The organism is Pseudomonas sp. AGC41, from assembly GCF_057334555.1.
The window spans coordinates 56,997-81,360 of the sequence record NZ_JBHFJB010000146.1 but is presented as its reverse complement, the minus strand read 5'-3'; the positions used below and the strand labels follow the sequence as shown (position 1 = coordinate 81,360).

Below are 24,364 nucleotides of genomic sequence, written 5' to 3'. Positions count from 1 at the left end.
ATCCGTCACTCCAAGTGTTCGGGGGGAGATCGCCCCCTGATACGCACTGCTGAGCCAACAGCATAGTAAACACTGGATTATCCTGCCTTGGCGATCTCCGTTTCCAGCGCCTGCTCCAGTTCAGTCATCGCCTGGTGGAGTGCTCTCGCACAGTCGTCGATTCGCTCGCGTGCGTGCCCCTGACGGCAAGCAATCTCCAGGGCTTCGCACAAATCAACCAGCACATTTGCCTGCACGATACGGGCGACGCCCTTTATTTTGTGCGCTGTTTCGGCAAGGGCCTGGGAAGCCCCGGCGCGGGCGGCTTCGAGCAATTCCTGGCGGTCGGAACGGTTGCTGCTCAGCAGTTCCGCCAGCAACCGTCGGACGCAGATCGGGTCGCCGCCGGTGAGCATGTGCAGGCTCTGGACGTTGAACATGGCTGGGCGATTTGCGGGTTTGATCGTGTTCATCCATTGGCTCAGGGTGCTCAGGTTGATCGGCTTGAACAGGCAATCGTCCATTCCGGCATCCTTGCAGCGTTGCTTCTCCTCGGGTTGTGCATTGGCTGTGAAGCCCAGGATGGTGCACGGCGCCAGTTGATGTTCGGCCTCGTATCGACGGATCGTCCTGGCCAGCTCGTAACCGCTCATGATGGGCATGTTGCAATCGGCGACGATCACGTCGAAATCCCCCTCATGCCAAGCCTTGAGTCCTTGTACGCCGTCGTTTGCGAGGCAGTGACGATGACCGAGGTATTCCAGTTGCTGCGTCATCAGCAAGCGATTGGCCGGATGATCGTCCACCACCAGGACGCTCAATCGAGCCGTGGCCGTTTCGACCGCAGGCTCGGCCGGGACGCCAATCGTCGTTGCGCAAAGTATGGTCAATTCCAGGGTCACGCAGGCCTGGGTGCCAATGCCCGGTTGGCTGTCCAGGGACAGTTCACCACCCATCATCTGGCACAACTGGCGACTGATTACCAGGCCCAGGCCCGCGCCTTTGCGGGCCATCCGGCTGGTGTTGTCGGCCTGGGCAAACGGTTCGAACAGGCGCTGCATGTCCGCCGGACTGATGCCGATGCCGCTGTCACGGACGTCTATCCGCAGCCGCAGCGTATTCTCGCGAGCGGTTCGGGAAAGCCTGGCGTGGACCTTCACCTCGCCGTGTTCGGTGAATTTCAAGGCATTGCTGATCAGGTTCGAGATCACCTGTTTGAATCGCGACGGGTCCATCAGGACGTCGGGGTTGTCATCGGCAGGCTCTACTTGCAACGACAGCCGCAGGTTCTTTTGCCGGGCCAGCCCCTCGAATACGCGGACCACCGAATGCAGCAAGGCCCTGACATTCACTCGTTCGGGGGCCAGGGTCAGCCGGCCTGATTCGATGCGGGCAATGTCCAGGATATCGCCAATCAGCTCCAGCATTCCCGAAGCCGATTCGTACGCGACCGCTATTGTCGAACGATCGACTTGTCCCTTGTCGGCATGCTTGAGCGCCAATTCCAGCATGCCTATCACTGCGTTCATAGGCGTACGGATTTCATGGCTCATGGTCGCCAGGAAGGTGCTTTTCGCCCGATTGGCGGCGTCGGCCTGTTCCTTGGCGGCGTGCAGTTCCTCGACAAGCTGGCGCCGTTCACTGATGTCAATCCAGCCACCGATGATGCCTTGCACCTGTCCCGCGGCGTTACGGTAGGGGAGGATCCAGTGGTAGATCGTCAGCTTGCGAGCGCCAATGTGCAGCGGCCGGTCGGTGACCAAGGCGGTGCCTTCGGCCATGACACGCTGGTAGTCCGCCCGATATTCCTGTGCTTCGAAAGCATTGCTCATGGATCCCGGCGCAATGTCCTTGCCGATCACTTCTTCACGTGTTGTGTCGAAGGTTTCCAGGTAACTGTCGTTACAGCTTTGCAACAGCCCGTTGCGGTCCCTCACGTAGATCGGGTGCGGGGTGCCGTTGAGCAGGGCGTGCATGAATTCCAGCTGGTCATTGAGCGCCAGCTCCGCCTTCTGGCGTTGCCTGATCTGCCGTCGCATGTAGGCATTCCACGCCAGGGACAGCAGCAATAACAGGCCGGCGGCTGCGACGAACTGCAGGAACACCCGATGATAGGTGCGCCAGGTAAGTTCCGCTGCCGAGATATGGCCTTGCCAGCGATTGTTGATGACGCCCAGTTCGGCGGGTTCGATGCTGGCCAGGGCCTTGTCCAGGATCGAGCTCAACTCTGGCGCGTTTGTTGCGCTGGCCAGCGAGAACAGCGCTTGTCGGGTGCCTACGGTGCTGCTGATCTGCAATTTGTCGCGCAGCGTGTGGGACGACAGGAAATAATTGGCCATGACCAGCGAACTGATGCTGCCATCGGCCTCGCCCTGGGCGAGCATATCGACGGCGCGCAGGGAGTCGGCGGCCTCGACCAGTTGGAGGTGCGGATATTCGCTGCGCAGCCAATTGATGAGGGGATTGCCTGCGGCGATTGCCAGGCGCTTGCCTGCGAGCTGGTCGAGGGTCGCCGGGGTGTCGGACTGTTTGCGGCTCAGCAGGACAAAGGCGCTGTCGAGGTAGGGGCGGCTGAACTTCAATGACTGTTGCCGTTCGCTGCTGGGCAAGAGTGCGGCGACCATATCAGCCTCGCCGTCTACCACTGCGGAAATCATTTCGCCGTCAGTCTGGTGTCGCTGGATTTCCAGGCGCAGGCCAGTACGCAGTCTGATCAGCTCCAGCAGGTCGGCGCTGATACCGCGAAAATCACCGTCCGGATCGAAGAACGTAAAGGGCGCGAATGTTTCGTTTACCGCCACCCGCACCACCGGATGCTTCGTCAGCCAACGTTGTTCGCGGTCGGTCAGTTGTATCCGTTGATCGGTAAGGTACAGGTCGCTGCCCGCACTCCAGCGTTTGGCTATCGCGGTCTGCTCCGCGACGGGGAGCTGGCTCAGGGTGGCGTTTATGATCTCCAGCAGCCGGGAATCATTTCGACGGACCGCGAAACTGAAACCGTAGGTTTCGTGTTTTCCGAAGCTGGCCATGCGAATGTTGCTCAAGTAACCCTTGCTGATCAGATAGTGGGTGGAAACGGTGTCGCCCAGAAATACGTCGGCCTGGCCGAAGGCGACGGCGTTGATGGCGTTCTGGTAGGACGTATAGGTAGTGATCTGCGCCTTGGGATAGAGTTTTTTGATTTCGTCCAGCGGCAGGTAGTGATAGGCCATGCTCAGCCGCAGCCCTTCAAGATCTTCGGTCAGGGATGGGCTGTCGCTCGTCCGGGTAACGAGGACGGGCTGGTCCACTGCATAGGGTTTCGACAGGGCGATGTCCGGATTGCTGGCCTCGAAACCGTTGGCGCTGCCGAGCAAGTCGATTTTCCCGCTCTCGAGGGCGGCAATGGCTTCGCCACGCGAACTGAAACGCAGCACCTTGATTGGCAAGCCGGTTGCCTGAGCAATGAGGCCCGCGTAATCGGCCGTCATGCCTTCATAGTCGCGGCCGCTGGTGGAAAGGTCGAAGGGTGGGTAATCCGGCGCGGATGTCCCCAGGAGCAATTCCTGACGATCTTGCAGCCAGGCGCGCTGAGGAGCGTCTAGTCTGATCTGCAGGGGATCCACCGTCGTCCTGCTCAGCAGCGTATAACGCTCGGGCGTCTGCGGAGCGGCTATAAGCGTTGCGGCATAGAGTCCTGCGCATAACAGCAGAAGAAATTCGCGTAGACATCTGAACATGCTGTTGTTTCTCAAACCAGTGCGTTGCGCTTGGCCATCTCGATCAGGTCTACCAGGGACTTGACCTTGAGTTTCTGCATCAGGCGTTTTTTATAGGTGCTGACGGTTTTATTGCTAAGAAACATGCCTTTGGCTATGTCTTTGTTGGTACGGCCCTGGGCGAAAAGTTGCAGTACCATCAACTCTCGATCATTGACGCTTTTGAAAAGGTCCAGTTCGATACTGCGTGGGTCATCATGACGCGGGGGCGCCAGTGCCTGACTCGGGAAATAGTTATAGCCGGACAGTACGGCCTTTATTGCACTGATCAGTTCGCTGAGGTCTTCCTGTTTACAAACATAGCCGGAGGCACCGGATTGCATGCAGCGGATACCAAACAGCGTCGGTGATTGCGCTGTCAGCACCAGCGTTTTGATCGGGGCGGTCATTGCGTTGAAGCGTGAGAGAATTTCCAGCCCGTCAAGCTTGGGAATGCTGATATCCAGGATGACCAGGTCCGGCATGCATTCACGCACCATTTGCATCGCGTCGACGCCGTTGTCGGTTTCTCCCACAACTTTATAACCTTCATGCTCCAGCAGCATTCGAACGGCGAGGCGGATGACCGGATGATCGTCGACAATGAAAACGGAGTTCATGATAAATCCCTGCGAACTGAATAAAGCGCGCACCTTAGCCCAGTTAAGTCAGGGTCGTACGAGGAGACAGGGCTACATTCCAAATTTCGGAAGTTTCCTACAAAAAAAGAAGCAAAGTACTACGAAGTATTTAGGGCGTTGGTAGGGGCGCGGAGTGGGACGAGGGATTTTTATATTCTGTTCACGACTGGATGTTTATATGTTGATCAGGAAAGAGTAATTCGCCAGCAGCGTCTTCGCTCATGGATTTTAGAGCCTGAGAAAGTATGGTTATTTGTATTGAATGAGCCGCCGAAAACGGCGGCACTGAGCTCATTGACGAGTGCGACCGGTCATTTCCTGCGCCATTTCGCTGGCATAGCTGTCGGTCATGCCGGCGATGAAATCGATCATTCGCAGGAACGCACCGTGCAAGGAGCCGTCAGGATCGGGGGCGTTGTTACCCAGCAGGTCGAGGATGCGCCGATTCTTGAACGAGGGCGTACGGCCACCATGCTGTTCCAGGGCCGCACCACAAAACCCGTTGAGGAGGATTTCCAGCGTGGTGTAGGCACCGATTTCATGCAGGGTCTTGCGCTTGTCCTGAAATATTTTCTTACGGGCCATGTCCTTGGCGTTCAAGACGCAGCGTTTGGCCGGACCGTGCATATGTTCCACCAGGTCTCCTTGCAGGGTCCCGGCCAGCAACGCCTCCTGCTGCTCGACGAACGCCCGGGCGGCGGCGTTGGTCAGGTGTTCGATGGCCTTGCCGCGCAGGATCGCCAGTTTGCGCCGCCGGGAATCCAGAGGGCCGAGCTGGCGATAAGTTTCCGGCAGGTCATCGCCGACCAGATCCAGTAGCAGCGATTCCACCTGCGGGTATTCCAGCAGCTCCATTTCCACACCGTCTTCGAGGTCAATCAACGCGTAGCAGATGTCGTCGGCCGCCTCCATCAGGTAGACCAGCGGATGCCTAGCCCAGCGTTGGTCCTCGATTTGCGGCAAACCCAGTTTGTGGGCGATTTGCTCAAGCAACGGCAGCTCGCTCTGATAGCAGCCGAACTTGTGCTTCTTATAGCCCAGCGAGTCAGCATGGCGTGCGGTCCAGGGATATTTCAGGTAAGTCCCTAGCGTTGCGTAGGTCAGGCGGGTGCCGCCGTCAAACTGATGGTATTCGAGTTGCGTGAGGACCCGGAACCCTTGGGCATTACCCTCGAAATTGAGAAAGTCGTTGCGCTCGGCCTCGCTCATGGCGTCAAGCCAGCCACGTCCCGCCGCCTGTTGAAACCAGTAGCGGATGGCGTCTTCGCCGGAATGACCGAACGGCGGGTTGCCGATATCGTGGGCCAGGCAGGCCGATTGCACCACCATGCCCAGGTCGCTGGGTTCGCACCAGTCAGGCAGGGCGCTGCGGATCGTTTCTCCCACGCGCATGCCCAGGGAGCGCCCAACGCAGCTCACTTCCAGCGAGTGGGTGAGGCGCGTGTGGATATGATCGTTGCTGGAGACCGGATGCACCTGGGTCTTGCGTCCGAGGCGACGGAACGCGCCGGAAAAGATGATGCGGTCGTGGTCTTTATGAAAAGGGCTGCGGCCCAGTTCTTCTGGACTGTGCAAGGGCTTGCCCAGGCGTTCGCGAGTCAGCAGGGTGTGCCAATCCAAGCCGGTTGCTCCGTTTGATGAGTCGATGCCCTAGCTTCCCGGTTCGGGACGCGTCCTGCAAGGCCTGCGGGTCTCGACCTGGTGTACCTGGGTGTTGCGCGAACGATAAAGCGGGCCGTTCCAATGGAAAGGCCCGTTCAGGGTCGCCCCGCGGCCGTCAGGGTTTGCGTGCAGTCTTGGCCAGCTTGATCAGCGGCAGCAGCGCTGTTGCCAACCGGATCAGTCGCGAGAAGCCACCTGATCGCCCGCTCCGGGTCCGCTTGCCACCGAGGAAGCCAAGCAACGACACCGCGGCCACGCCCCAGAGTGACGCATGTTTCAGGCCGAAGCCCTCATGCCAGCTTTGCGTGAAGCCGCGCACCCGTTGCAGTGGGTGCAGCAATTGCCGGGTTTCCTGGCGAATTTCCTGGCGGTGCATTTCCATGCGCAGGCGTACCAGCGCCTTGCGCATCTCCTGTCGGGTGCGGGCTTGAGGAATATCGGGCCGGCTCATGGCAACAGGCGCTCCCGGTCGTTGGCGAGTTCTTCGAGGGTAGCGTGGAAAGGCGAGGATTCATCGTAGATCGCTGCCTTGAGCCGAAGCCCGCAGAACAACGCAGCCAGCAGATAGAACAGGCAGAGACCAATGATTCCCGCCAGGCGATAGGTATCCCACACCAGGATCAGCACCAGCGCGGACAGCCCGACCAGCAGTAGCAAACCGAACACCAGCGCAAGTCCGGCGAACAACAACAGGCTGACGGTGCGGGCCTTCTGTTCCTGCAATTCGATGCCGAACAGTTCTACATGGCTGTGCAGCAAGCCGAGGACTGCCGCGCCCAGGCGTCGCGCGGTAGGCTTAGTGCCCGATTCGGGCGAGCCGGATTCGTCGATACCCATCATCAGCGCCGTGTCGCCAGCAGTCCGATCAAAAAGCCTACGCCCGCAGCGATGCCGACCGATTGCCAGGGATTGGCCTGTACATACTCTTCGGTTGCGATCACCGCAGCCTGGCCCCGTTCGCGTACCGAGTCTTCGGTGAGCTTGAGGGTTTCACGGGCGTGCAAGAGGGTTTCATGGATCTGGCTACGCAACTCGTCAGCCTGGTCACCCGCCAGAGTCGCCGTGTGGTCGAGCAATCGTTCGGTATCTTTGACCAGTGTCTGGAAGTCTTCCTTCAGGGTTTCTTGAGCAGTCTTTGCCTGGGTTCTGGCCATCGGTGCATCTCCGTAAGTGACGTCTGAAGCGTTCGAGTATGAGCCTTGCCGGAAGGTTCAGTGAAACTGCTGGTACAACTTTTGCTCTGGCATCCGCCATGTACTGGTGCGTCGGCATGCACCTGTGCGCTTAAGCTGGGCAGAAGCCCGCAAAACCTTAACTCAAATAATCAAAACCCGCGAAGCACCTCGCTGCACAGCGTCGTCAAACCGGTTTTCGTGCACCAAAGCGGCTCGCAGGTGAGTGAGGCGTTTCAACTTGGTGCGTCGGCCGCGCGATTGAACCGCTTTGGTGCCTATTTCACTTTCTTCAGGTCTGCCAACACCATGGAAAATCTGCAAAGCGCCGTGGACAGTCTGGTCCACAGCTCCAACACGCTGTTCATCCTGCTCGGTGCGGTCATGGTTCTGGCCATGCACGCCGGCTTCGCGTTCCTTGAAGTAGGCACCGTCCGGCAAAAGAATCAGGTCAATGCGTTGTCGAAGATCCTCAGCGATTTCGCGGTGTCGACCTTGGCCTACTTCTTCATAGGCTACTGGATTTCCTACGGCGTGACCTTTTTGCAGCCAGCGGCGGTGCTCAGCGCCGATCACGGCTACAGCCTGGTAAAGTTTTTCTTCCTGCTCACCTTTGCCGCCGCAATCCCGGCCATTATCTCAGGGGGGATCGCCGAGCGTGCCCGGTTCGTACCGCAGATGTGCGCCACGGTACTGATCGTAGCGTTCATCTACCCGTTTTTCGAAGGCCTGGTCTGGAATGGCAACTACGGCCTGCAAGCCTGGCTGCAAGCCCGTTTCGGCGCCAGTTTCCATGACTTTGCCGGCTCCGTGGTCGTGCATGCCATGGGCGGCTGGCTGGCATTGGCCGCGGTGCTTTTGCTCGGGCCGCGCAATGGTCGCTATCGGGACGGTCGCCTGGTGGCGTTCGCGCCTTCGAGCATTCCGTTCCTGGCGTTGGGCTCGTGGATTCTCATCGTCGGCTGGTTCGGTTTCAACGTGATGAGCGCCCAGACGTTGCCCGGAGTCAGTGGGTTGGTGGCGGTCAACTCGTTGATGGCGATGGTCGGCGGGACCGTGACGGCCTTGATTGTCGGGCGCAACGACCCCGGCTTCCTGCATAACGGTCCGTTGGCCGGGTTGGTGGCGGTTTGTGCCGGATCCGACTTGATGCATCCGGTGGGTGCCCTGGCAACCGGAGCCATCGCGGGTGGGCTGTTTGTCTGGTGTTTCATTGCGGCGCAGGGTAAGTGGAAAATCGACGACGTGCTGGGAGTCTGGCCCCTTCATGGCTTGTGCGGCGTCTGGGGTGGCATTGCCTGCGGTATTTTTGGCCAGCAAGCCCTGGGTGGCCTCGGCGGCGTCAGCCTGGTCAGTCAACTGCTCGGGACTGCGTTGGGAGTCGTCATCGCCCTGGTCGGCGGGTTCGCGGTTTATGGTGCGATCAAGTTCGTGCTGGGGCTGCGGTTGACCCAGGAAGAGGAGTACTACGGCGCCGATCTGTCGATCCACAAGATCGGTGCCGTCAGCCAGGATTGAGCGTTGCACTACGGCTCCTTGTCCTGGTTGCCCGGATAGAACCCGTGCAGCAGGCCATAGCGTTCGTGACGAACCTGATCCACGTGATGTCGGACCCGTTGCTCCGGCAGCCCGAGCATGACCAGCGCGTGAGACGCGAGCATCAGGCTCGACTCCAGCAGTTCCGGGACGACTTCTGTCGCCCCGGCGGCCTGCAGTTCGGCCAATTGACTGTCGTCCCGAGTGCGTACCAGGATCGGCACCTGCGGGTTGACGCGTCGGGCTTCCCTGAGTACGGTCAGCGCGATATCCGTCTTGTCGACCGCGATGACCAACAGCCGGGCGCGACTCAGTCCGACGGCGGTCAGCAGGTCGGCCCGGCGTGAGTCCCCGTAATGTACGCAACGCTCATCGACCGTGGCTTCCTGAATGATCACCGGGTCGTCGTCCAGAGCGACAAACGCCAGGCCTTCGCGGCGCAGGAACCGCCCGATGGACTGGCCCACCCGACCATACCCGCAGATCACCACATGACCCGACAAGCCTGCATTGAGTTCGCTGATCTGGTCCAGTTGTGCTTCCTGGTTGGGTTTGCGGTGCAGGCGCGCGGCAATCCCCGGCGCTGCACGCAGCAAAAGCGGGGTCAGCAGCATCGAGCAGAATGTCGCGGCCAACAGCAGGCCGCTGATGTCCGCAGGCATGAGGCGGTTCTGCTGCATCAGTGCCATCAGGGCAAAACAGAACTCGCCACCCTGAGCCAAGGCCAGTCCGCTGCGCCATGCGGTTTCACCGTCGCTGCCGCGGCACTTGACCAGCGCGGCGACCACGCAGCCCTTGATGATCATCAAACCGAGGGTCAACCCGAGTATCTGCAGACCATCGTCGATGAACAGTCGAAGGTCGATCAGCATGCCGATGCTGACGAAAAACAGCCCCAGCAGGATGTCGCGGAACGGACGTATATCGGCCTCGATCTGGTGCCGGTAGTGGCTTTCTCCCAGCAACATGCCGGCCAGGAATGCGCCCAGGGCCGGTGACAGGCCGAGCAGGTGCGTCAGCCATGCGGTGAGCAGTACGATCACCAGCGCCAGCAGCACGAACAGCTCGGCGGACCGGGACGCGGCTACTTCATGGAACAGTCGGGGCAGCAGCCAGCGGCTGGCGAGCAGCAGGCCGCCGAACAGAAATAGTGTCTTGCCCAGGGTCAGGGGCAGCGCCCAGTACCAGGCGTACTCGCTGCTGCCGGCAAAGACCGGTACCAGGGTCAACAGCAATACGGCGACGACATCCTGAAACAGCAGCACGCCGATAGCGTTCTGGCCATGGCTGCTGAAAATTTCCCCCAGGCTGGTCAGTTCCTTGCTGACAATGGCTGTGGACGACAAGGCCAGCCCGGCGCCCAGAAGCAGCGCCGCCAGCGCCGGGGCGCCGCAGAACACCAGGAGGACCCCCAGCAGCAGCCCCGAACACACCACTTGCAAACTGCCGAGGCCGAACACCACCCGACGCAGTTCGAGCATCTTCGACAACGAGAATTCCAGCCCCAGCGAGAACAACAGGAAGACCACGCCGAGCTCGGCCAGATCCGGCAATTCCTCGCTGTCGTTTACCCAGTCCAGGGCAGTGGGGCCGACCGCCAGCCCGACGCAGAGGTAGCCGAGCACCGGTGGCAGGCGCAATCGCCTGAACAGGGCGATGACTACCAGGGAGGAGGCAAGGATGATCAGCAGGTTGGTGAACAAGGGGAACTCCGTTTCAAGACGCTGACATCCAGCTTAGGAGAGAAAATACGTCGAGCATTGCCGAAAAGACATTTGAGCTCAATGATTTGCGTCAGCGTTTTACTGAAACATGATGAGCTACGGTACGCCGCTCGACGGCCATGTGGAGCCAGCCTAGAATGATCGTCTATTTTTTCGGGTCTACCTGCCATGCCGCCTGAATGCCAGTTGTTCGGCACCCTGGGGTGCCACCTGTGTGAAGTTGCCGAGGGCGTGCTGATGCCGTTCGTCGAGCACGGCCTGTTGGTGGAACTGGTGGATATCGCCGAAAGCGACAAGTTGTCTGAAGCCTACGGTTTGCGCATCCCTGTGCTCCGTCGCATCGATACAGGGGCGGAACTGGAGTGGCCCTTCGATGATCCCGACCGGGTGGCGGCGTTTCTGCGTTGATACCTTCCATCGCCTGAGGTCATTCACCGCCATTGGCGAAATGGCATTCTTCGGTTACTGTATGCCCATACAGCTATCCGGAGTGCGTCCCTTGGTCAATGTCGAACAATTGAAAAACAGCGTGAACAGGATGTCGGCGGACGTGGTGCGCGAGGCGGTCCTGGAATTGCGCCTGGATGGCTTGGTAACTGAAGGCAAGACACCGTTCAATAAACTGCATTTCAACACCTGTTTCGCCGAGATCGAAGCGTTGTTCCAGCGCGCCGGCTACCACAAGCAATTGGACGTGGTGGGTTACCAGGGGTTGTTGTACGCGTTGTACGACCCAGGCCGCTGGGAGGCAGTCGAAGTACTGCGCTGGCTGAAGGAGTTCACTGAAGCGGCGGCAAAACCTACATTGATTCGTGCCTGAGCCAATCACCACTGTGCCGGCCTGTGCGCCTGGCGGATAATACCGACCCGTCAACGTTCAAGAGTCTTCAATGTCCGGTTCATCATTCTCCGCAGCGCGCCATCAAGCCAGCACACTGTACCTGCCGCCTGGTTCCTGGCAGACGGTGCTGGAATGTCTTTGCGAGCATTTCAGTGCGATCAGCCGCGAGCAGTGGCTGGATCGGATTGCCCGGGGACGAGTGCTGGACGGGGAGGGGCGGGCGATCAGCGTCGACCTGGCCTATCGCGAAGGCATGCGGATCCACTATTTTCGTGAAGTGCCCGATGAAAAACCGATCCCGGTGGAGGAGTCGATTCTCTACGTCGATGACCATCTGGTGGTCGCGGACAAACCGCACTTCCTGCCCGTCACGCCGGCGGGGGAGTATGTCGAGCAGACATTGCTGCGTCGATTGATTCGTCGCCTGGACAATCCCCATTTAGTCCCCTTGCACCGTATTGATCGGCATACGGCCGGGCTGGTGTTGTTTTCAGCCAATCCACAGACCCGTTCGGCTTATCAATCGTTGTTTCCGACGCGGCGAATCGAAAAAAGTTATGAAGCCATAGCCCCCGCGCTGCCCGGAGTGGCGTTTCCGTGTGTGCATAGAAGCCGGATGATCGACGGCGAGCCTTTTTTCCGGATGCAGGAGGGGCCGGGCGAGCCCAATACCGAGACGGCCATGGAAGTGCTTGAGATGAACGGCGACCTGTGGCGGTACGGCCTGTATCCGGTTACTGGGAAAAAGCACCAGCTGCGGGTGCATATGAGTGCCTTGGGGGCTGGCATCTGCAACGATCCGTTTTACCCCGATGTAATTCGGGATGCCCAAGATGACTATGCCAATCCGCTCAAGCTGTTGGCCAAGAGATTAGGTTTCATCGATCCGATCACGGGTCAGCAGCGGGTTTTCGAGAGTGATATTGCCCTGCGCTGGTAGCCACGCCACTTTCCGCCAGGCATTAAAAAGCCCGCAATGCTTGCGGGCTTTTTTAATCGGGCTGTAACGCTGAAGATTACAGGTCTTTAACGGTACGAACCTGGTCCTTGTTCACGCGAGTCTGCTTGCCGTCCAGTTGCTCGAATTCGTAGAAGCCGCTGTCTTCATCATATTTTGGCGTGTCGACGGCCTGGATTTCGCGACCGTCATTCAGGGTAATCACTGTTGGCGATGCACACCCGGCGAGAGTGGCGAGGCCCAGCGCGAGCATGAAAGTGGCGAGGGTCCGTTGAGTCATGGTGTTTCTCCGAAATGGATTCTTCAAGTTACTGACCGTAAGACGTATACATCGCATGTAAGTTCCTGGCTAGTGTCAATCTGACACGCCTGTATGCCGTGCCAGCAGTTCCGGCGTATTGAGGTTGGCCAGTCGCGCATCGTTCGCCGGGCATTGCAAGGCGACGGCGTGCAGCGTACGCATGATGCGGCCGGGACTGCGCTCGCCTTCGTCCCAGGCCCTTTCAAAATCTGCTGCCAGAGCCCGGGGGATGATGCATAACAACGGCTCCCAATGCTCACCCTGACGCACCATCAACGGCTTGCCGGGATGGCGGTTTGCCGTTTCGCGCATGCTGTCGAGCAGGCATGAGTCGATTTGCGGGACATCACAAGGCAATACCAGTAAATAAGGATGGCGCGCCACCTTGAGGCCCGCCCGGATGCCTGCCAGTGGTCCGGGAAAGTCCCCCTCATCGTCGTGAACCAGTTGGTCGGCATACAATGCGTAGCGTTCCGGGTTGCGGTTGCAAGAGATGATCACGTCGTCGCTCAGGGCCCGGGTCCGCCGATAAAGGTGGGCAATCAACGGTTCGCCTTGCCACTCCAGCAGGCCTTTGTCCTGGCCACCCATGCGTTGTCCGCGCCCGCCCGCCAGGAGCAGGATCGAGCAGGGTGGCAAAGGATCGTTCGAGGTCATGATGTGTCTCCACACAGGCGAAAAAATCGGGCGCTGTGATATAACACCGCGCTGTTCCCCCTACAACTGGACGAGCCTATGAAAGCCAAGGCTGATGTACCTTTCGTGCCGCTCAATATCGCGGTGCTGACTGTCAGCGATACCCGTACCTTGGAAACCGACACGTCGGGGCAGGTCTTCGTCGACCGGCTCACGGAGGCTGGGCACAATCTCGCGGCCCGGGTACTGCTCAAAGATGACCTGTACAAGATCCGCGCCCAAGTCGCCACCTGGATCGCTGACGAGGTGGTGCAGGTAGTGCTGATCACCGGTGGCACCGGTTTCACCGGTCGCGACAGCACGCCGGAGGCCGTTACGTGTCTGTTGGACAAGCAGGTCGATGGTTTTGGCGAACTGTTCCGGCAGATATCCGTGGTGGACATTGGCACCTCTACCGTCCAGTCCCGGGCACTGGCCGGCCTGGCCAACGGTACGTTGGTCTGTTGCTTGCCGGGTTCGACCAACGCGGTGCGTACCGGATGGGACGGGATCCTCGCTGAACAACTGGACGCGCGCCATCGGCCGTGTAATTTTGTCGCCCATTTGAAACAGGCTGCGCCTTGTGAATCCCGTGGGTAAACCCGGAAAGGGCGGCGCCTTGATGGCCGTCGAGGTCGCGCTGGAGCGGTTGCTCGAGATGGCGGCAGCCACGCCCATCACTGAGCAAGAGCGCGTGCCGCTGGCCGAGGCGCAGGGGCGGGTATTGGCCGAGGACCTGATCTCGACGCTTGACCTGCCGCCCTGGCCCAACAGCGCGATGGACGGCTACGCCCTGCGTCTGAAGGACTGGAACGGCGAGGCGTTGGTCGTCAGTCAGCGGGTTTTCGCCGGACAGGCTCCGGATGCTCTCGCCCCGGGAACTTGCGCGCGTATCTTCACGGGCGCGCCGGTCCCGCCGGGTGCCGATTGCGTCGAAATGCAGGAGAACGCCATTGTCGACGATGATCAGCGGGTAAGATTCACCCAGCCCATGGTCAGCGGACAGAACATACGACTTCAAGGGCAGGAAACAACCATCGGGGAGCGAGTCCTCGACGCCGGCACCCGCCTGGGTCCGATCGAGTTGGGCCTCGCGGCGTCCCTGGGGTGTGCATCGCTGCCAGTGGTGCGCAAGGTACGCGTTGCGGTGCTGTCGACAGGTGACGAACTGGTGGAGCCTGGCCATGCCTTGGGCCCAGGACAGATCTACAACAGCAACCGTGTCCTGCTCTGTAGCTGGCTGCAGCGCCTGGGTTGCGACGTTATCGACGCAGGTATCCTGCCCGACGATTTGCCCACTACCCGTCGCTGCCTGGCCGGACTGTCGGATGTCGATCTGATCCTTTCCACAGGCGGCGTATCGGTGGGGGAGGCTGATTTTCTCGGCGTTGCATTGCGCGAAGAGGGCGAATTGACCCTCTGGAAGCTCGCCATCAAGCCTGGAAAGCCGCTGACGTTCGGGCACTTCCGTGGCCTGCCGGTGATAGGCTTGCCGGGGAACCCCGCCTCTACGCTAGTGACCTTTGCACTATTGGCTCGGCCTTACCTGCTGCGGCGCCAGGGCGTTCAGTCAGTGGAGCCACTCAAGTTCAAGGTGCCTGCTGGCTTCGCCTGGCCGAAGGCGGGCTCTCGCCGAGAGTACTTGCGAGGTCGCATTAAAAACGGTCGGGCGATCATCTACCGGAACCAGAGCTCAGGTGTGCTGCGTAGCGCTGCGTGGGCCGATGGGCTGGTCGAGGTCCTTGAAGGACGAGTACTGGTCGAAGGTGATGAAGTGAGCTTTATTCCTTTGAGTGAAGTACTGGGCTAGACCTGCGCAACGTTGTCTGGCCCGAGTGAATTCTCGGGCCTTACGCCGGCATTTATCGCGACAGCAGCGCGACCATCTGGTCGAAGCGGCTATTCGCCACCCAGCCCAGCAGGCCGACCACCACTGCGGCTGCGCCGGCCAGATAGGCGAGCCGGTGTCGGACCGCCTTCACGTCGGTACGGATTTCATCCATGTCCCTGCGTATGTACTTGAGGTGAGTTTCCAGTTCAACGACGCGCGGTTCCAAATCAATTCCTCCAGCGGGATTAATGCAACTTTTGCCTTCGTTTAGCTTATCGGCCCGCTCGTTCCTGAGGGGGCCAAATTGCCGGGGGGACAATTTGAATTCATGGCCGGGCATGAGGCGTGCCTCCGCTGTGTCCATGAGTGTTCAAATGATTGGTCCCGCCCCTGCGGGCCTTGGTGTATCCATCCATGGTTATCCATCCTTGTCTATTTGGTGTTTTTTCAGTTCAGTGCAACAGAATGCCAAGGTGTTCCAATAAGGCTGGAGGGTCAATTGAGCTGATTCGCCAGATATCGTAGGAAAAGTCCTTGAATGTAGGGGGGTAGAGAGGAGGCAGTCCGCCGCCTCTATCGAGGTGCTGGCTCTTATTTTATATAAAGTGAGCAGCGCCGGGCTTTTTCGGCTGAATAAGCGGTCCCATTTCCTGAACCTTCCAATGACGGAGAGAACGATGAGCAAAGGCAAGGCGCTACTGATCCTGCACGGCAAGCAAGCGCTCAACGAAGAGGTTCGCGCGGCAGTGATGCTCAAGCGCAAACAGGGCTGGGACCTGGCGGTACGGTTGACTTGGGAAGCGGGCGATGCCCGGCGATGCGTCGACGAAGCACTGGATGCCGGTTACACCCGATTGATTGCCGGCGGCGGTGACGGGACCCTGCGCGATATCGCCGAAGCGATGGTTCAGCGGCCTGGCGATGCCAGCCTGGTCCTGCTTCCCCTGGGCACCGCTAACGACTTTGCCCGGGCGGCCGGCGTCCCGCTGGAGCCGGAGCAGGCCCTGGAACTGCTGGATGTCGCGCCCAGGGCGATTGACGTGGGCGAGGTCGGTGGCTGTATTTTCCTGAACATGGCGACGGGCGGCTTCGGTAGCCAGGTGACCGCCAATACTTCCGAAGACTTGAAAAAGGTCCTTGGCGGCGCCGCTTATCTGTTTACCGGCCTGTCGCGTTTCAGTGAGTTGAGCGCAGCCTATGGCGAACTGCAGGGCCCCGATTTCCACTGGCGCGGCGACTTGCTGGCGCTGGGCATCGGCAATGGTCGGCAGGCGGGCGGCGGGCATCTGCTATGTCCGCAGGCGCTGGCCGACGATGGTTTGCTCGATATCAGCATCCTCCCGGCGCCTCAAGAGGTTGTCAGCACGCTCAAGGATCTGCTGGCCGGTGGCCTGGGCATAGACAATATGTTCGTGAGAGCGCGCTTGCCCTGGGTGGAAATCAAGGTCGCCCAAGGCCTGGACATCAACCTGGATGGCGAGCCATTGCAGGTCGGCGATCTACGTTTCACCGTGCGTCCGAAAGCGCTACGGGTGCATTTGCCGTCGGATTCGCCGTTGCTGGAGGGCACGGTGCTGCTCAGTCATCCAGACTGATGATCTGTTCGCGGACCGCAAACAGTACCAGGCCGGCCACGTCATGAATCTGCAGGCGCTTCATGATCTGTGCCCGGTGCGTTTCCACGGTCTTGATGCTCAGGCTCAGGCCGTTGGCGATTTCCCGGGTGGACTTGCCACGAACGATCAGTCGCAGGATTTCCAGCTGGCGTGCCGTCAGGTTGTGGGTCTGGGCAGGCTCGGGCTGATGCTTCTGGACGCGGGTCAGGGCCTGGTTGATCACGGTATGGGCGATGGCCGGACTCAGGTAGCGTTCGTTGTTGCGTAGCGCGTCCAGGGCTTGCGCCAGCTCGGTGGCAGTGGTGTCCTTGAGCAGATAGCCATGGGCACCTGATTCCAGCGCCTGCATGATCAACGCGGGGTCGGTGTGCATGGACAGGATCAGGACCTTGCTCTGGGGGCGTACCTTCCTGAGCTGCTGCAAGGCTTCCAGGCCGCTGGTGTCCTTCATCGAAATGTCCAGCAGCACGATATCTGGGTTCAGATGTTCTGCCAGTTCCGGCAGTTGCGCGCCGTCACTGGCTTCACCGACGACGGCGTAGCCAGGGAGATCCAGGACCAGGGCACGTACACCGGCCCGGATCAGCGGGTGGTCATCTACCAGAAGCAAATTACAAGTCAATGGAGAACCTTATTCTTACTGGCCCGCTCAAGGACACGCGGTGCCCAGGGAAAACGAGCTTCGATATGCGTGCCTTTACCGGCCTCGCTGGTGACGTTGAGGGTGCCGCCCAACTGTTCGACTCGCTCCGACATGCCGGCCATGCCGCGTTGTCCTTCGCGGGCGGGGTGGCTGGCCGGGACGAATCCCTGGCCGTCATCGCTGATCAGTAACGTCAGTCCCTCAGGAAGCCGTTGCAGGCGCACCAGGAGATTGCTCGCCTGGGCGTGACGCAACATGTTGGTGACGGCTTCCTGGGTGATCCGAAAAGCGGCGACGGTCATTTCGTCAGGGATGCCGGTCATGCGCTGCTGGCAATCGAGGCTCCATTTCACCGACGTATTGGCCAATGTCTTGAGCAGGTGAGCGCGAACACTGGCTTCGAGCCCGAGGCTGGTCAGTTGTCTCGGATTAAGGATCGCCGAGACATCACGCACTTTGTTCAGGGTTTCGTCGAGCGTGTCGCTGAGTACGCTGCATTGGCCTTGCAAGTCTTCCGGCAGGCGTCGCTTGAGCCATTCGCTCTGCAGTTTTGCCGCGGTCAGCAATTGGCCGATGTCGTCGTGCAGTTCGCGACTGAGCCGATGACGCTCGTTTTCCTGGACCTCCAGCAGTCGGTCAGCCAGTTCCTGCGGCTGGAACTTGATGGACTTGCGCGACAGTCGATAGTGGATCCCGACGCAGGTCAGCGCCGCGCCATTGAGCACCAGCAGGCTCAACGGCAGCGGATGGGCGAACAGGTAGGCCAGCAGGCAACCGAGGGTCGAGCAGATGCACAGCAGCAATGTGAACCGGCGGGCGTTTTCTCGGGACGGTGGCCAGGTGATGATTGACTTGAAGCTGGGGTGCATAGCGGATGGAGCCAATGAATGTTCGCTGCGGGCAGGCCGGTCAGTGCATCTGACGGGCCGGGTCGGGTAAACGTTTCAAGTCGGGGGCTGCTTCACTTGACGGCTTCTTGCGCCGCTGTCCGAGGCAACTGACGTAGGACATAGTACCACTACCGATTTCGTTGGTCGCGCCCGGTTTGGCGGCAGCAAAGCCCGACGGGCCAGGCCGTGGTGTTGGTCGGCTGCTACCAGCTCATGCTTGTTTTTGTAGGTATGGGACCAACGCCATTGGGCGCGGTGTTGGCAGCGCCTCGCACGGACTCTGGCCGACCTGGAACGCAAATGCTTCGATCAGAGAAGTCTGTTCAGTGTTGTCCAGGCCCAGTTTGCCGGTGGTGTGGTCGACGAGTTCCAACTGCCAGGCCATCAGGGTGAAGCATTCTTTCAGCGCGACCAGCGCTTGGTCATGCAGCTCCATGTGGTTTTGCGCATGGCTGAGCAAACCATGGATATGCAGCGAAAACTCCGAAACGGCCTCCAATGCGAGAGCGTCGGCCTTGTTTGCCAGCTTCAGCAACGTGCTGAGCATGCAGTCGATGGCATCCTTGTCGTTGTTGATCAGCTCCAGATGGCTCAGGCATTCCTCCGACTTGGCCAGGAGTGTCTCGGCTTCAACCAGAAACTCGGGAAGGCGCTGGCTCCAGTTATTGCGATCGTTCGGCATGCTTATCTCCACAACATCATGTCAGGCGCAAGTAGATCGCGTGTGGCGAACGGCTGGGTCTCATGGCCGGTACGACCGAAGGCGCATTGCGGATCGCAAACTCGGCCGCGCAAATGATTGCGCTGAAATCGGCTGAAAGACTGGAAATCCGTTGTTTTGCAGTCGCGCACAAAAGCCTGACTCCGTTCAGCAATGAGAATGGCGTCACATTAATGGCTATTGGATATCGGGAATATCAGGTTAGACCTGATTGTGCCTAGGGGAATCCCTTAGGCAGCGGAACTTACTGCGTCAACGGGAGTCGCGCAGCGGGAAAAACCGATGTAAATCGGAAGGCCAGTAAAGCATGATGTCTATGTGACATCAATGCCCCGGGGCGTTATTTAATGTCGGGGTCAAGATCCGGCGCCTACCGCCGATAGCGTCTTTACAGATTCATCCGAACAAGCCCAGGAGTCATCGATGGCCGGCATTCTCGACACAGTAGATCAACGAACCCAACTGGTGGGTGAGAATCGCCTGGAAATTCTCATGTTTCGCCTGGCGGGGCGCCAATTGTTCGCCATCAACGTATTCAAGGTCCAAGAGGTATTGCAGCTGCCGAAGCTGACCTTGATGCCCCAACGCCACCCGTTCGTCTGTGGCGTGGTCAATCTGCGGGGCCAGACGCTGCCGGTGATCGATCTCTCCCAGGCCATCGGCATGCGTCCGCTGGTGCCGGGGCCTAACAGCACCATCATCGTCACCGAGTACAACCGCTCGGTACAGGCGTTCCTGGTGGGCGGCGTGGACCGCATCGTCAACATGAACTGGGAAGCCATCCTGCCGCCTCCGACCAGTGCCGGTCGTGAGCACTACCTGACGGCTATCAGCAAGGTCGACGACCAGTTGGTGGAAATCATCGACGTGGAGAAAGTCCTCGCCGAAATCGTCCCCTACAACGCCAAGGTCTCACGGGACAAACTCGAGGATCCGGTACTGGAACGAGCCCGCGGTCGTGAAGTTCTGCTGGTGGACGATTCCAACGTCGCACTCTCGCAGTTGCGTGACACCCTGGGCCAGTTGGGCGTGAAGATGCATATCGCCAGCGACGGCCTCAAGGCACTGAATATGCTCAAGGCCTGGGCCGATACCGGCGAAGTGATGACCGACAAACTGCTGATGATTTTCACCGACGCGGAAATGCCCGAGATGGATGGCTACCGCCTGACCACGGAAATCCGCAACGATCCACGCCTGCGTGGGCTCTACGTGGTGCTGCATACCTCGCTGTCGGGCAGCTTCAACGATTCGATGGTCAAGAAGGTCGGCTGTGACAATTTCCTGTCCAAATTCCAGCCGGACAAGCTGGTCGACGTGGTGCGCCAGCGGTTGATGCTCGGCTGAGGCTGATCGAGGTTTGCTTCACCGGCTCGCTCGTATAAGGTTGCGCTTTTTCGCCATCAGGGAAAGTTGATCATGTTGCGGCTGAGCGCGCTGTATCGGTATCCGTTGAAGTCTGGCAAGGGACAGCCGCTGCTGGGCATCGGCCTGGACAAGCTCGGGCTCGACGGCGATCGACGCTGGATGCTGGTGGATGAGGCCAGCGGCCGCTTCCTGACTCAGCGGGCCGTGGCAAAGATGAGTCAGCTTTCGGCGGAGTGGAGCGCGGCGGGCGGCCTGACGCTCAGCTCGCCGGGCTATGGCACCATCGAGGTGCCGTTGCCGCCTTCCCTCGAAGAGCAACGGCGCGGCGTGATCATCTGGCGCGATACCCTGCGCGTGCCGGATGCCGGTGACGAGGCGGCTACCTGGGTCAGTGAATTCATTGGCAATCGCACCCGGCTGGTCCATGTGCCAGTGGAGTTGGCCCGCACCACGGCAGCCGGCTACGGCAAGGATGACGACAAGGTCGCGTTCGCCGACGGCTTTCCTTTGCTGTTGATCGGCCAGGCCTCGTTGCAGGATTTATCGGACAGAGTTGGCCGCTCGCTAGAGATGCTGCGCTTTCGCCCCAATCTGGTCATCGACGGCAGCGAGGCGTTCGCCGAAGACGGTTGGAAGCGTATTCGTATCGGCGAGGTGGAGTTCCGGGTGGTCAAGCCGTGTTCACGCTGCATCATGACCACGGTCGATCCGCAAACCGGTGAACGCGATCCGCAGCGTGAGCCTTTCGCCACGTTGCAGCAGTACCGTTCGACTCCGGACGGCGCGATGTTCGGCCAGAATCTGGTCAACGATGGCAATGGCCGGCTTGAGGTCGGCATGTCGGTCGAAGTGTTGGAATAGAAGATTGCTGACTAAAGAAATGCCCGTGTCGCTGGACACGGGCATTTTTATTTATCACGCAGGGGCTTTTGTGGCGAGGGAGCTCAGCCGCGATATTCACACAGGTAAGCCGTATCGACGGCAACCTTGAGCTGAAACTTGCTGTTGGCCGGGACGTTGAACTGGCTACCGGCGGCGAAGGTTTCCCAATCGGTGCTGTCGGGCAGTTTCACGGTCAGGGCGCCGGAAACCACATGCATGATTTCCCGCTGCGCAGTGCCGAACTCATATTCGCCCGGTGCCATGACGCCGATGGTCGCTGGACCTTCAGCAGTGCCGAAGGCGATCGACTTGACGGTGCCGTCGAAGTACTCGTTGACTTTGAACATGGGCGATTCCTCAGAAAGGGCTGAAAAAGGCCGGCCAGTATGCACAAGGCCACAACAGTCGTCATCTGTCGCGCCTGGCAGGGCGCTCAGCCGGTCAGCACCAGCGGCAATAATCGCGCCGTATTGCGGGCGTCCTCCAATGCCCGGTGCTGCTGGCCGCAGAACTGCAGACCGGCCAGTTGCAACGCTGCATTGAGCCCCAACGGTCGCTCCAGCCGACGCGCCTTGGCGAAGCGCTGCTTGAGATTCATGTGCGGTACCTGGCCGAGCGCGCTGTGCAAGTGCTGGCCTTGCCATTCCTGCAGCAATTGCTTGCGGTCGTAATCACCCCAACTGACCCAGCCTTCGAGGTTCGCTCGATAGGGCGCCAGCCAGTGTTCGAATGCCGGCCAGACCTCGGTCAGCGGCGCGGCGCCGTCAATATTGGCCTGGCTGATATGCGTCAGCGTGCGACAGAAAGAGGTCAGCAACGGGCGCCTCAGCGGCCGTACAAAGCGCTGGAAATGATCCACCTCGCGCCCGTCCCGATTCACCAGGGTGGCGCCGATTTCGATGATTTCCATTTCGGTAACCGGCCAGCCACCTTCATCGGTGGTGGCTTCCAGATCAATCACCAGCCAGTATGGCATTGCAGGGTTCCCGGTATCGGCGTGCAGATGGGTTTGAGCGTAGTCAAACCCGAAGCATCCGCATAGTCCCTGGCGCGATGAGCGAGGGGTGCGGCCGGCCTGATGGAGGTTGTCTGCATGGAAGATGCCTGTTCGGCGCCCGAGCGCTTGCTTGGTTGCCTTGGTCAGCTTAAATTGCCCCGCGCGACCGGATGAAATAAAAACAATAATCAAGCCGCAGCTTTAATTGAACGTGCGGCTGGCTAAGCGGCTGAAACCGCCTAGCGTGAAGAGGGATGGGGCTTTGGGGGAGTGGTTATCTTGACGTGTTCGCCGATGGGGATGACCTCACGTTTCTTGCTGGCAGTCCTGGCCATGGCCTTGGCGGTGACAGCTGAGGCTGCGCAATTGGTCCGGATCGGCGCGGCGCATTTTCCGCCCTATACCGTTCGCCCCGAAAACGGCGCCGACACCGGCCTGTTGCCGCAACTGGTGGAGGCCTTGAACCATTCACAGGCCGATTACCAGTTCGTGCTGGTACCCACTTCGATTCCGCGCCGTTTCAACGACTTCAAGCAGGGCCGGGTCGACATGGCGATTTTCGAGAACCCCGACTGGGGTTGGCAGGATGTGCCCCATACTCCGGTAGACATGGGCCTGGAGGATGCCGAAATATTCGTCGCCCAACGCCAGCCGGATCGCCAGCAGAGCTATTTCAGCGATCTCAGGGGCAAGCGCCTGGCCCTGTTCAGCGGCTATCACTATGCCTTTGCCGAATTCAACGCCGACCCCAAGTTCCTCATCGGCCAATACAACGCCACGTTGACCTATTCCCACGACAGCAATCTGCAGATGGTACTCCGCACCCGCGCGGACATTGCCTTGGTGACCCGTTCTTATCTCAGCGATTATGTATTGCGCAATCCGCAAGTGGCCTCCCAGTTGCTGGTATCCGAGCGCATCGACCAGATTTACCATCATTACGCGCTGATTCGGCCCCAGGCGCCCATTTCCCCACAAGCGTTCGCGCAGATGTTGCAGAAGCTGCGGGATGACGGCCAGTTGCTGAAAATTTTCCAGCCGTACCGGATCGAGCTGGTGCAGACCCATGTTCATTGAAACCGGGCCTTAAATTTATCTGTCCGGCTCACGTCACACGTTGACCACCGACGAAAACGTGAGCCTCCCATGTCCAACCTCAATCAGCCGACGATACTGCCCTTGCCCGGCGGGCGCAGCCTGGGCGCCGATGAAACCGAGCGGCACCTGAGCCTGATGCTCGAAGGCGCGCCGCTGATCCGCCTGCGCCTGGAGCGCGGTCCGCAGTTGCATGTGCATCTGCAGGAAACCAACGACCGGCCGGTCGGCCCGGCACTTTGGGCGGCCTGCTATTGGCTGTTTGTCAGGGATCCCGAATCTCAGCGCCTGGTCTGGCACCTCAATGAGTGTCCCGGCGAAGCCCTGCTCAGCGGCTTGCTGACGAGCGGCGAGCTCAGCGATGAGTACGTCTGCGAACGCACGCTGTTCTGGCAACTGCCGCAGCCCTGGCTGGGAGAGTCGTTCAGCGGCAGTTATCCGCAACAGATGATCGTCACCGACGGCAAGCGCCATCCACGTCGCCCGATCAAGCCGCGCGGCGAGGTGTATCGCCGTTTCGACGCGCGGCTAGGGGCCTGGGTGTCTTTGCGCACGCTTGAAATCGAGCAAGACCTGCCGCGATTCAACCGCTGGCATAACAGCCCCAGGGTGGCGAGCTTCTGGCAGGAGGAGGGCAGTCTGGAACAGCACCGCGAGTACTTGACCAGGCTTGAGCATGACCCTCGGGTCTTGACCTTGATCGGTAGTTTCGATGAGCAGCCATTCGCCTACTTCGAAGCCTATTGGGCCAAGGAGGATCGAATCGCACCGTTTTATGACGCTCACGCCTATGACCGTGGCATTCACATGCTGGTGGGCGAAGAGCAGCATCGAGGCCCGCATAAAGTCGCCAGTTGGCTATCGGCGCTGGTGCATTATTTGTTTCTCGACGATCCGCGCACCCAGCGCGTGGTGGCCGAGCCTCGGGCCGACAATGCCCGGATGATCGGGCATTTGCATAACCAGTGTTTTCACTGTGAAAAGGAATTCGATTTCCCGCACAAGCGCGCGGCGCTGATGATCCTGGGGCGCGAGCGGTTTTTTGACCGGTGTTCGTTGGTGTGAGGCTGTGTGACCGGTAGGCCCTCTTCGCGG

Annotated in this window: 26 protein-coding genes; 11 read left to right on the top strand and 15 right to left on the bottom strand. The window is 59.8% G+C overall.

The features are described 5' to 3' along the window. Window positions 1-77: 77 nt before the first annotated feature. The 6 genes from ACE04F_RS23720 to ACE04F_RS23695 all read right to left on the bottom strand — a co-directional run bounded on the left by ACE04F_RS23720 (window position 78) and on the right by ACE04F_RS23695 (window position 7,173). On the bottom strand, window positions 78-3,698 hold the full coding sequence (locus tag ACE04F_RS23720; RefSeq protein WP_486110153.1) for a transporter substrate-binding domain-containing protein: 3,621 nt from the start codon (window positions 3,696-3,698) through the stop codon (window positions 78-80). Between the two features lie 11 nt (window positions 3,699-3,709). After that, a complete protein-coding gene (locus ACE04F_RS23715; protein WP_486110152.1) occupies window positions 3,710-4,336 on the bottom strand; it encodes a response regulator in 627 nt (208 codons plus the stop codon). A 312-nt stretch (window positions 4,337-4,648) separates the two neighbouring features. Next, window positions 4,649-5,977 (bottom strand): deoxyguanosinetriphosphate triphosphohydrolase, encoded by a 1,329-nt coding sequence (locus ACE04F_RS23710; protein WP_486110151.1) that lies wholly within the window; start codon window positions 5,975-5,977, stop codon window positions 4,649-4,651. A gap of 157 nt (window positions 5,978-6,134) precedes the next feature. Then, a complete protein-coding gene (locus ACE04F_RS23705) occupies window positions 6,135-6,470 on the bottom strand; it encodes a hypothetical protein (RefSeq protein ID WP_486110150.1) in 336 nt (111 codons plus the stop codon). Next, the gene (locus ACE04F_RS23700; protein WP_486110195.1) at window positions 6,467-6,856 is read right to left on the bottom strand and encodes a phage holin family protein; all 390 of its coding nucleotides are present in this window, start codon (window positions 6,854-6,856) and stop codon (window positions 6,467-6,469) included. Before ACE04F_RS23700 ends, ACE04F_RS23705 begins: the two co-directional genes overlap by 4 nt. 2 nt (window positions 6,857-6,858) lie before the next feature. After that, a complete protein-coding gene (locus ACE04F_RS23695) occupies window positions 6,859-7,173 on the bottom strand; it encodes an ElaB/YgaM/YqjD family protein (RefSeq protein ID WP_486110149.1) in 315 nt (104 codons plus the stop codon). A gap of 327 nt (window positions 7,174-7,500) precedes the next feature. Here ACE04F_RS23695 and ACE04F_RS23690 point away from each other — a divergent pair, with 327 nt between their 5' ends. Further along, window positions 7,501-8,709 (top strand): ammonium transporter, encoded by a 1,209-nt coding sequence (locus ACE04F_RS23690; protein WP_486110148.1) that lies wholly within the window; start codon window positions 7,501-7,503, stop codon window positions 8,707-8,709. Between the two features lie 8 nt (window positions 8,710-8,717). Here ACE04F_RS23690 and ACE04F_RS23685 read toward each other — a convergent pair whose 3' ends face one another. Further along, entirely contained in the window at window positions 8,718-10,430 is a 1,713-nt protein-coding gene (locus ACE04F_RS23685; RefSeq protein ID WP_486110147.1) for a cation:proton antiporter, read from the bottom strand. Between the two features lie 189 nt (window positions 10,431-10,619). On the opposite strand from ACE04F_RS23685, the gene ACE04F_RS23680 reads away from it, so the two are divergent. The 3 genes from ACE04F_RS23680 (at window position 10,620) to ACE04F_RS23670 (ending at window position 12,232) form a co-directional block, all read left to right on the top strand. Next, a complete protein-coding gene (locus ACE04F_RS23680; protein WP_486110146.1) occupies window positions 10,620-10,859 on the top strand; it encodes a glutaredoxin family protein in 240 nt (79 codons plus the stop codon). A 91-nt stretch (window positions 10,860-10,950) separates the two neighbouring features. After that, window positions 10,951-11,271 (top strand): transcriptional regulator, encoded by a 321-nt coding sequence (locus tag ACE04F_RS23675; RefSeq protein ID WP_486110145.1) that lies wholly within the window; start codon window positions 10,951-10,953, stop codon window positions 11,269-11,271. 70 nt (window positions 11,272-11,341) lie between these two features. Continuing rightward, window positions 11,342-12,232, top strand: a complete 891-nt coding sequence (locus tag ACE04F_RS23670) for a pseudouridine synthase (protein ID WP_486110144.1) — start codon at window positions 11,342-11,344, stop codon at window positions 12,230-12,232. Between the two features lie 76 nt (window positions 12,233-12,308). Here ACE04F_RS23670 and ACE04F_RS23665 read toward each other — a convergent pair whose 3' ends face one another. Both ACE04F_RS23665 and mobA read right to left on the bottom strand, forming a co-directional pair. Further along, entirely contained in the window at window positions 12,309-12,530 is a 222-nt protein-coding gene (locus tag ACE04F_RS23665; RefSeq protein WP_025212647.1) for a YgdI/YgdR family lipoprotein, read from the bottom strand. 75 nt (window positions 12,531-12,605) lie between these two features. Beyond that, the gene (gene mobA / locus ACE04F_RS23660) at window positions 12,606-13,208 is read right to left on the bottom strand and encodes a molybdenum cofactor guanylyltransferase MobA (RefSeq protein ID WP_486110143.1); all 603 of its coding nucleotides are present in this window, start codon (window positions 13,206-13,208) and stop codon (window positions 12,606-12,608) included. A 78-nt stretch (window positions 13,209-13,286) separates the two neighbouring features. On the opposite strand from mobA, the gene moaB reads away from it, so the two are divergent. Beyond that, the gene (gene moaB / locus ACE04F_RS23655) at window positions 13,287-13,826 is read left to right on the top strand and encodes a molybdenum cofactor biosynthesis protein B (RefSeq protein ID WP_486110142.1); all 540 of its coding nucleotides are present in this window, start codon (window positions 13,287-13,289) and stop codon (window positions 13,824-13,826) included. 22 nt (window positions 13,827-13,848) lie between these two features. Further along, window positions 13,849-15,036, top strand: a complete 1,188-nt coding sequence (locus ACE04F_RS23650) for a molybdopterin molybdotransferase MoeA (protein ID WP_486110194.1) — start codon at window positions 13,849-13,851, stop codon at window positions 15,034-15,036. Between the two features lie 52 nt (window positions 15,037-15,088). On the opposite strand, the gene ACE04F_RS23645 is transcribed toward ACE04F_RS23650, so the two are convergent. Beyond that, window positions 15,089-15,397, bottom strand: coding sequence for a hypothetical protein (locus ACE04F_RS23645; RefSeq protein WP_486110141.1), 309 nt, complete (start codon window positions 15,395-15,397; stop codon window positions 15,089-15,091). Between the two features lie 337 nt (window positions 15,398-15,734). On the opposite strand from ACE04F_RS23645, the gene yegS reads away from it, so the two are divergent. Next, window positions 15,735-16,652, top strand: a complete 918-nt coding sequence (gene yegS / locus ACE04F_RS23640; RefSeq protein ID WP_486110140.1) for a lipid kinase YegS — start codon at window positions 15,735-15,737, stop codon at window positions 16,650-16,652. On the opposite strand, the gene ACE04F_RS23635 is transcribed toward yegS, so the two are convergent. From ACE04F_RS23635 to ACE04F_RS23625, 3 genes are all read right to left on the bottom strand, one after another. Next, window positions 16,636-17,295: a response regulator transcription factor gene (locus tag ACE04F_RS23635; RefSeq protein ID WP_486110139.1), complete on the bottom strand. Its 660-nt coding sequence runs from the start codon at window positions 17,293-17,295 to the stop codon at window positions 16,636-16,638. The genes yegS and ACE04F_RS23635 overlap by 17 nt on opposite strands. Then, complete coding sequence (locus tag ACE04F_RS23630; protein ID WP_486110193.1) at window positions 17,292-18,185, bottom strand: sensor histidine kinase; 894 nt, start codon at window positions 18,183-18,185, stop codon at window positions 17,292-17,294. Before ACE04F_RS23630 ends, ACE04F_RS23635 begins: the two co-directional genes overlap by 4 nt. A gap of 232 nt (window positions 18,186-18,417) precedes the next feature. Continuing rightward, on the bottom strand, window positions 18,418-18,888 hold the full coding sequence (locus ACE04F_RS23625; RefSeq protein ID WP_486110138.1) for a hypothetical protein: 471 nt from the start codon (window positions 18,886-18,888) through the stop codon (window positions 18,418-18,420). A gap of 462 nt (window positions 18,889-19,350) precedes the next feature. Here ACE04F_RS23625 and ACE04F_RS23620 point away from each other — a divergent pair, with 462 nt between their 5' ends. After that, window positions 19,351-20,274: a chemotaxis protein CheV gene (locus tag ACE04F_RS23620; RefSeq protein ID WP_214999118.1), complete on the top strand. Its 924-nt coding sequence runs from the start codon at window positions 19,351-19,353 to the stop codon at window positions 20,272-20,274. A 72-nt stretch (window positions 20,275-20,346) separates the two neighbouring features. Next, window positions 20,347-21,156 (top strand): MOSC domain-containing protein, encoded by an 810-nt coding sequence (locus tag ACE04F_RS23615; protein ID WP_486110137.1) that lies wholly within the window; start codon window positions 20,347-20,349, stop codon window positions 21,154-21,156. 83 nt (window positions 21,157-21,239) lie between these two features. Here ACE04F_RS23615 and ppnP read toward each other — a convergent pair whose 3' ends face one another. Continuing rightward, window positions 21,240-21,524, bottom strand: coding sequence for a pyrimidine/purine nucleoside phosphorylase (gene ppnP, locus ACE04F_RS23610; RefSeq protein ID WP_003183665.1), 285 nt, complete (start codon window positions 21,522-21,524; stop codon window positions 21,240-21,242). 86 nt (window positions 21,525-21,610) lie between these two features. After that, a complete protein-coding gene (locus ACE04F_RS23605; protein WP_305499825.1) occupies window positions 21,611-22,153 on the bottom strand; it encodes a 3'-5' exonuclease in 543 nt (180 codons plus the stop codon). A 321-nt stretch (window positions 22,154-22,474) separates the two neighbouring features. Between ACE04F_RS23605 and ACE04F_RS23600 the strand changes: the two genes are divergently transcribed. Next, the gene (locus tag ACE04F_RS23600; RefSeq protein ID WP_486110136.1) at window positions 22,475-23,251 is read left to right on the top strand and encodes a substrate-binding periplasmic protein; all 777 of its coding nucleotides are present in this window, start codon (window positions 22,475-22,477) and stop codon (window positions 23,249-23,251) included. 69 nt (window positions 23,252-23,320) lie between these two features. Further along, a complete protein-coding gene (locus ACE04F_RS23595; protein ID WP_486110135.1) occupies window positions 23,321-24,334 on the top strand; it encodes a GNAT family N-acetyltransferase in 1,014 nt (337 codons plus the stop codon). Window positions 24,335-24,364: the final 30 nt, after the last annotated feature.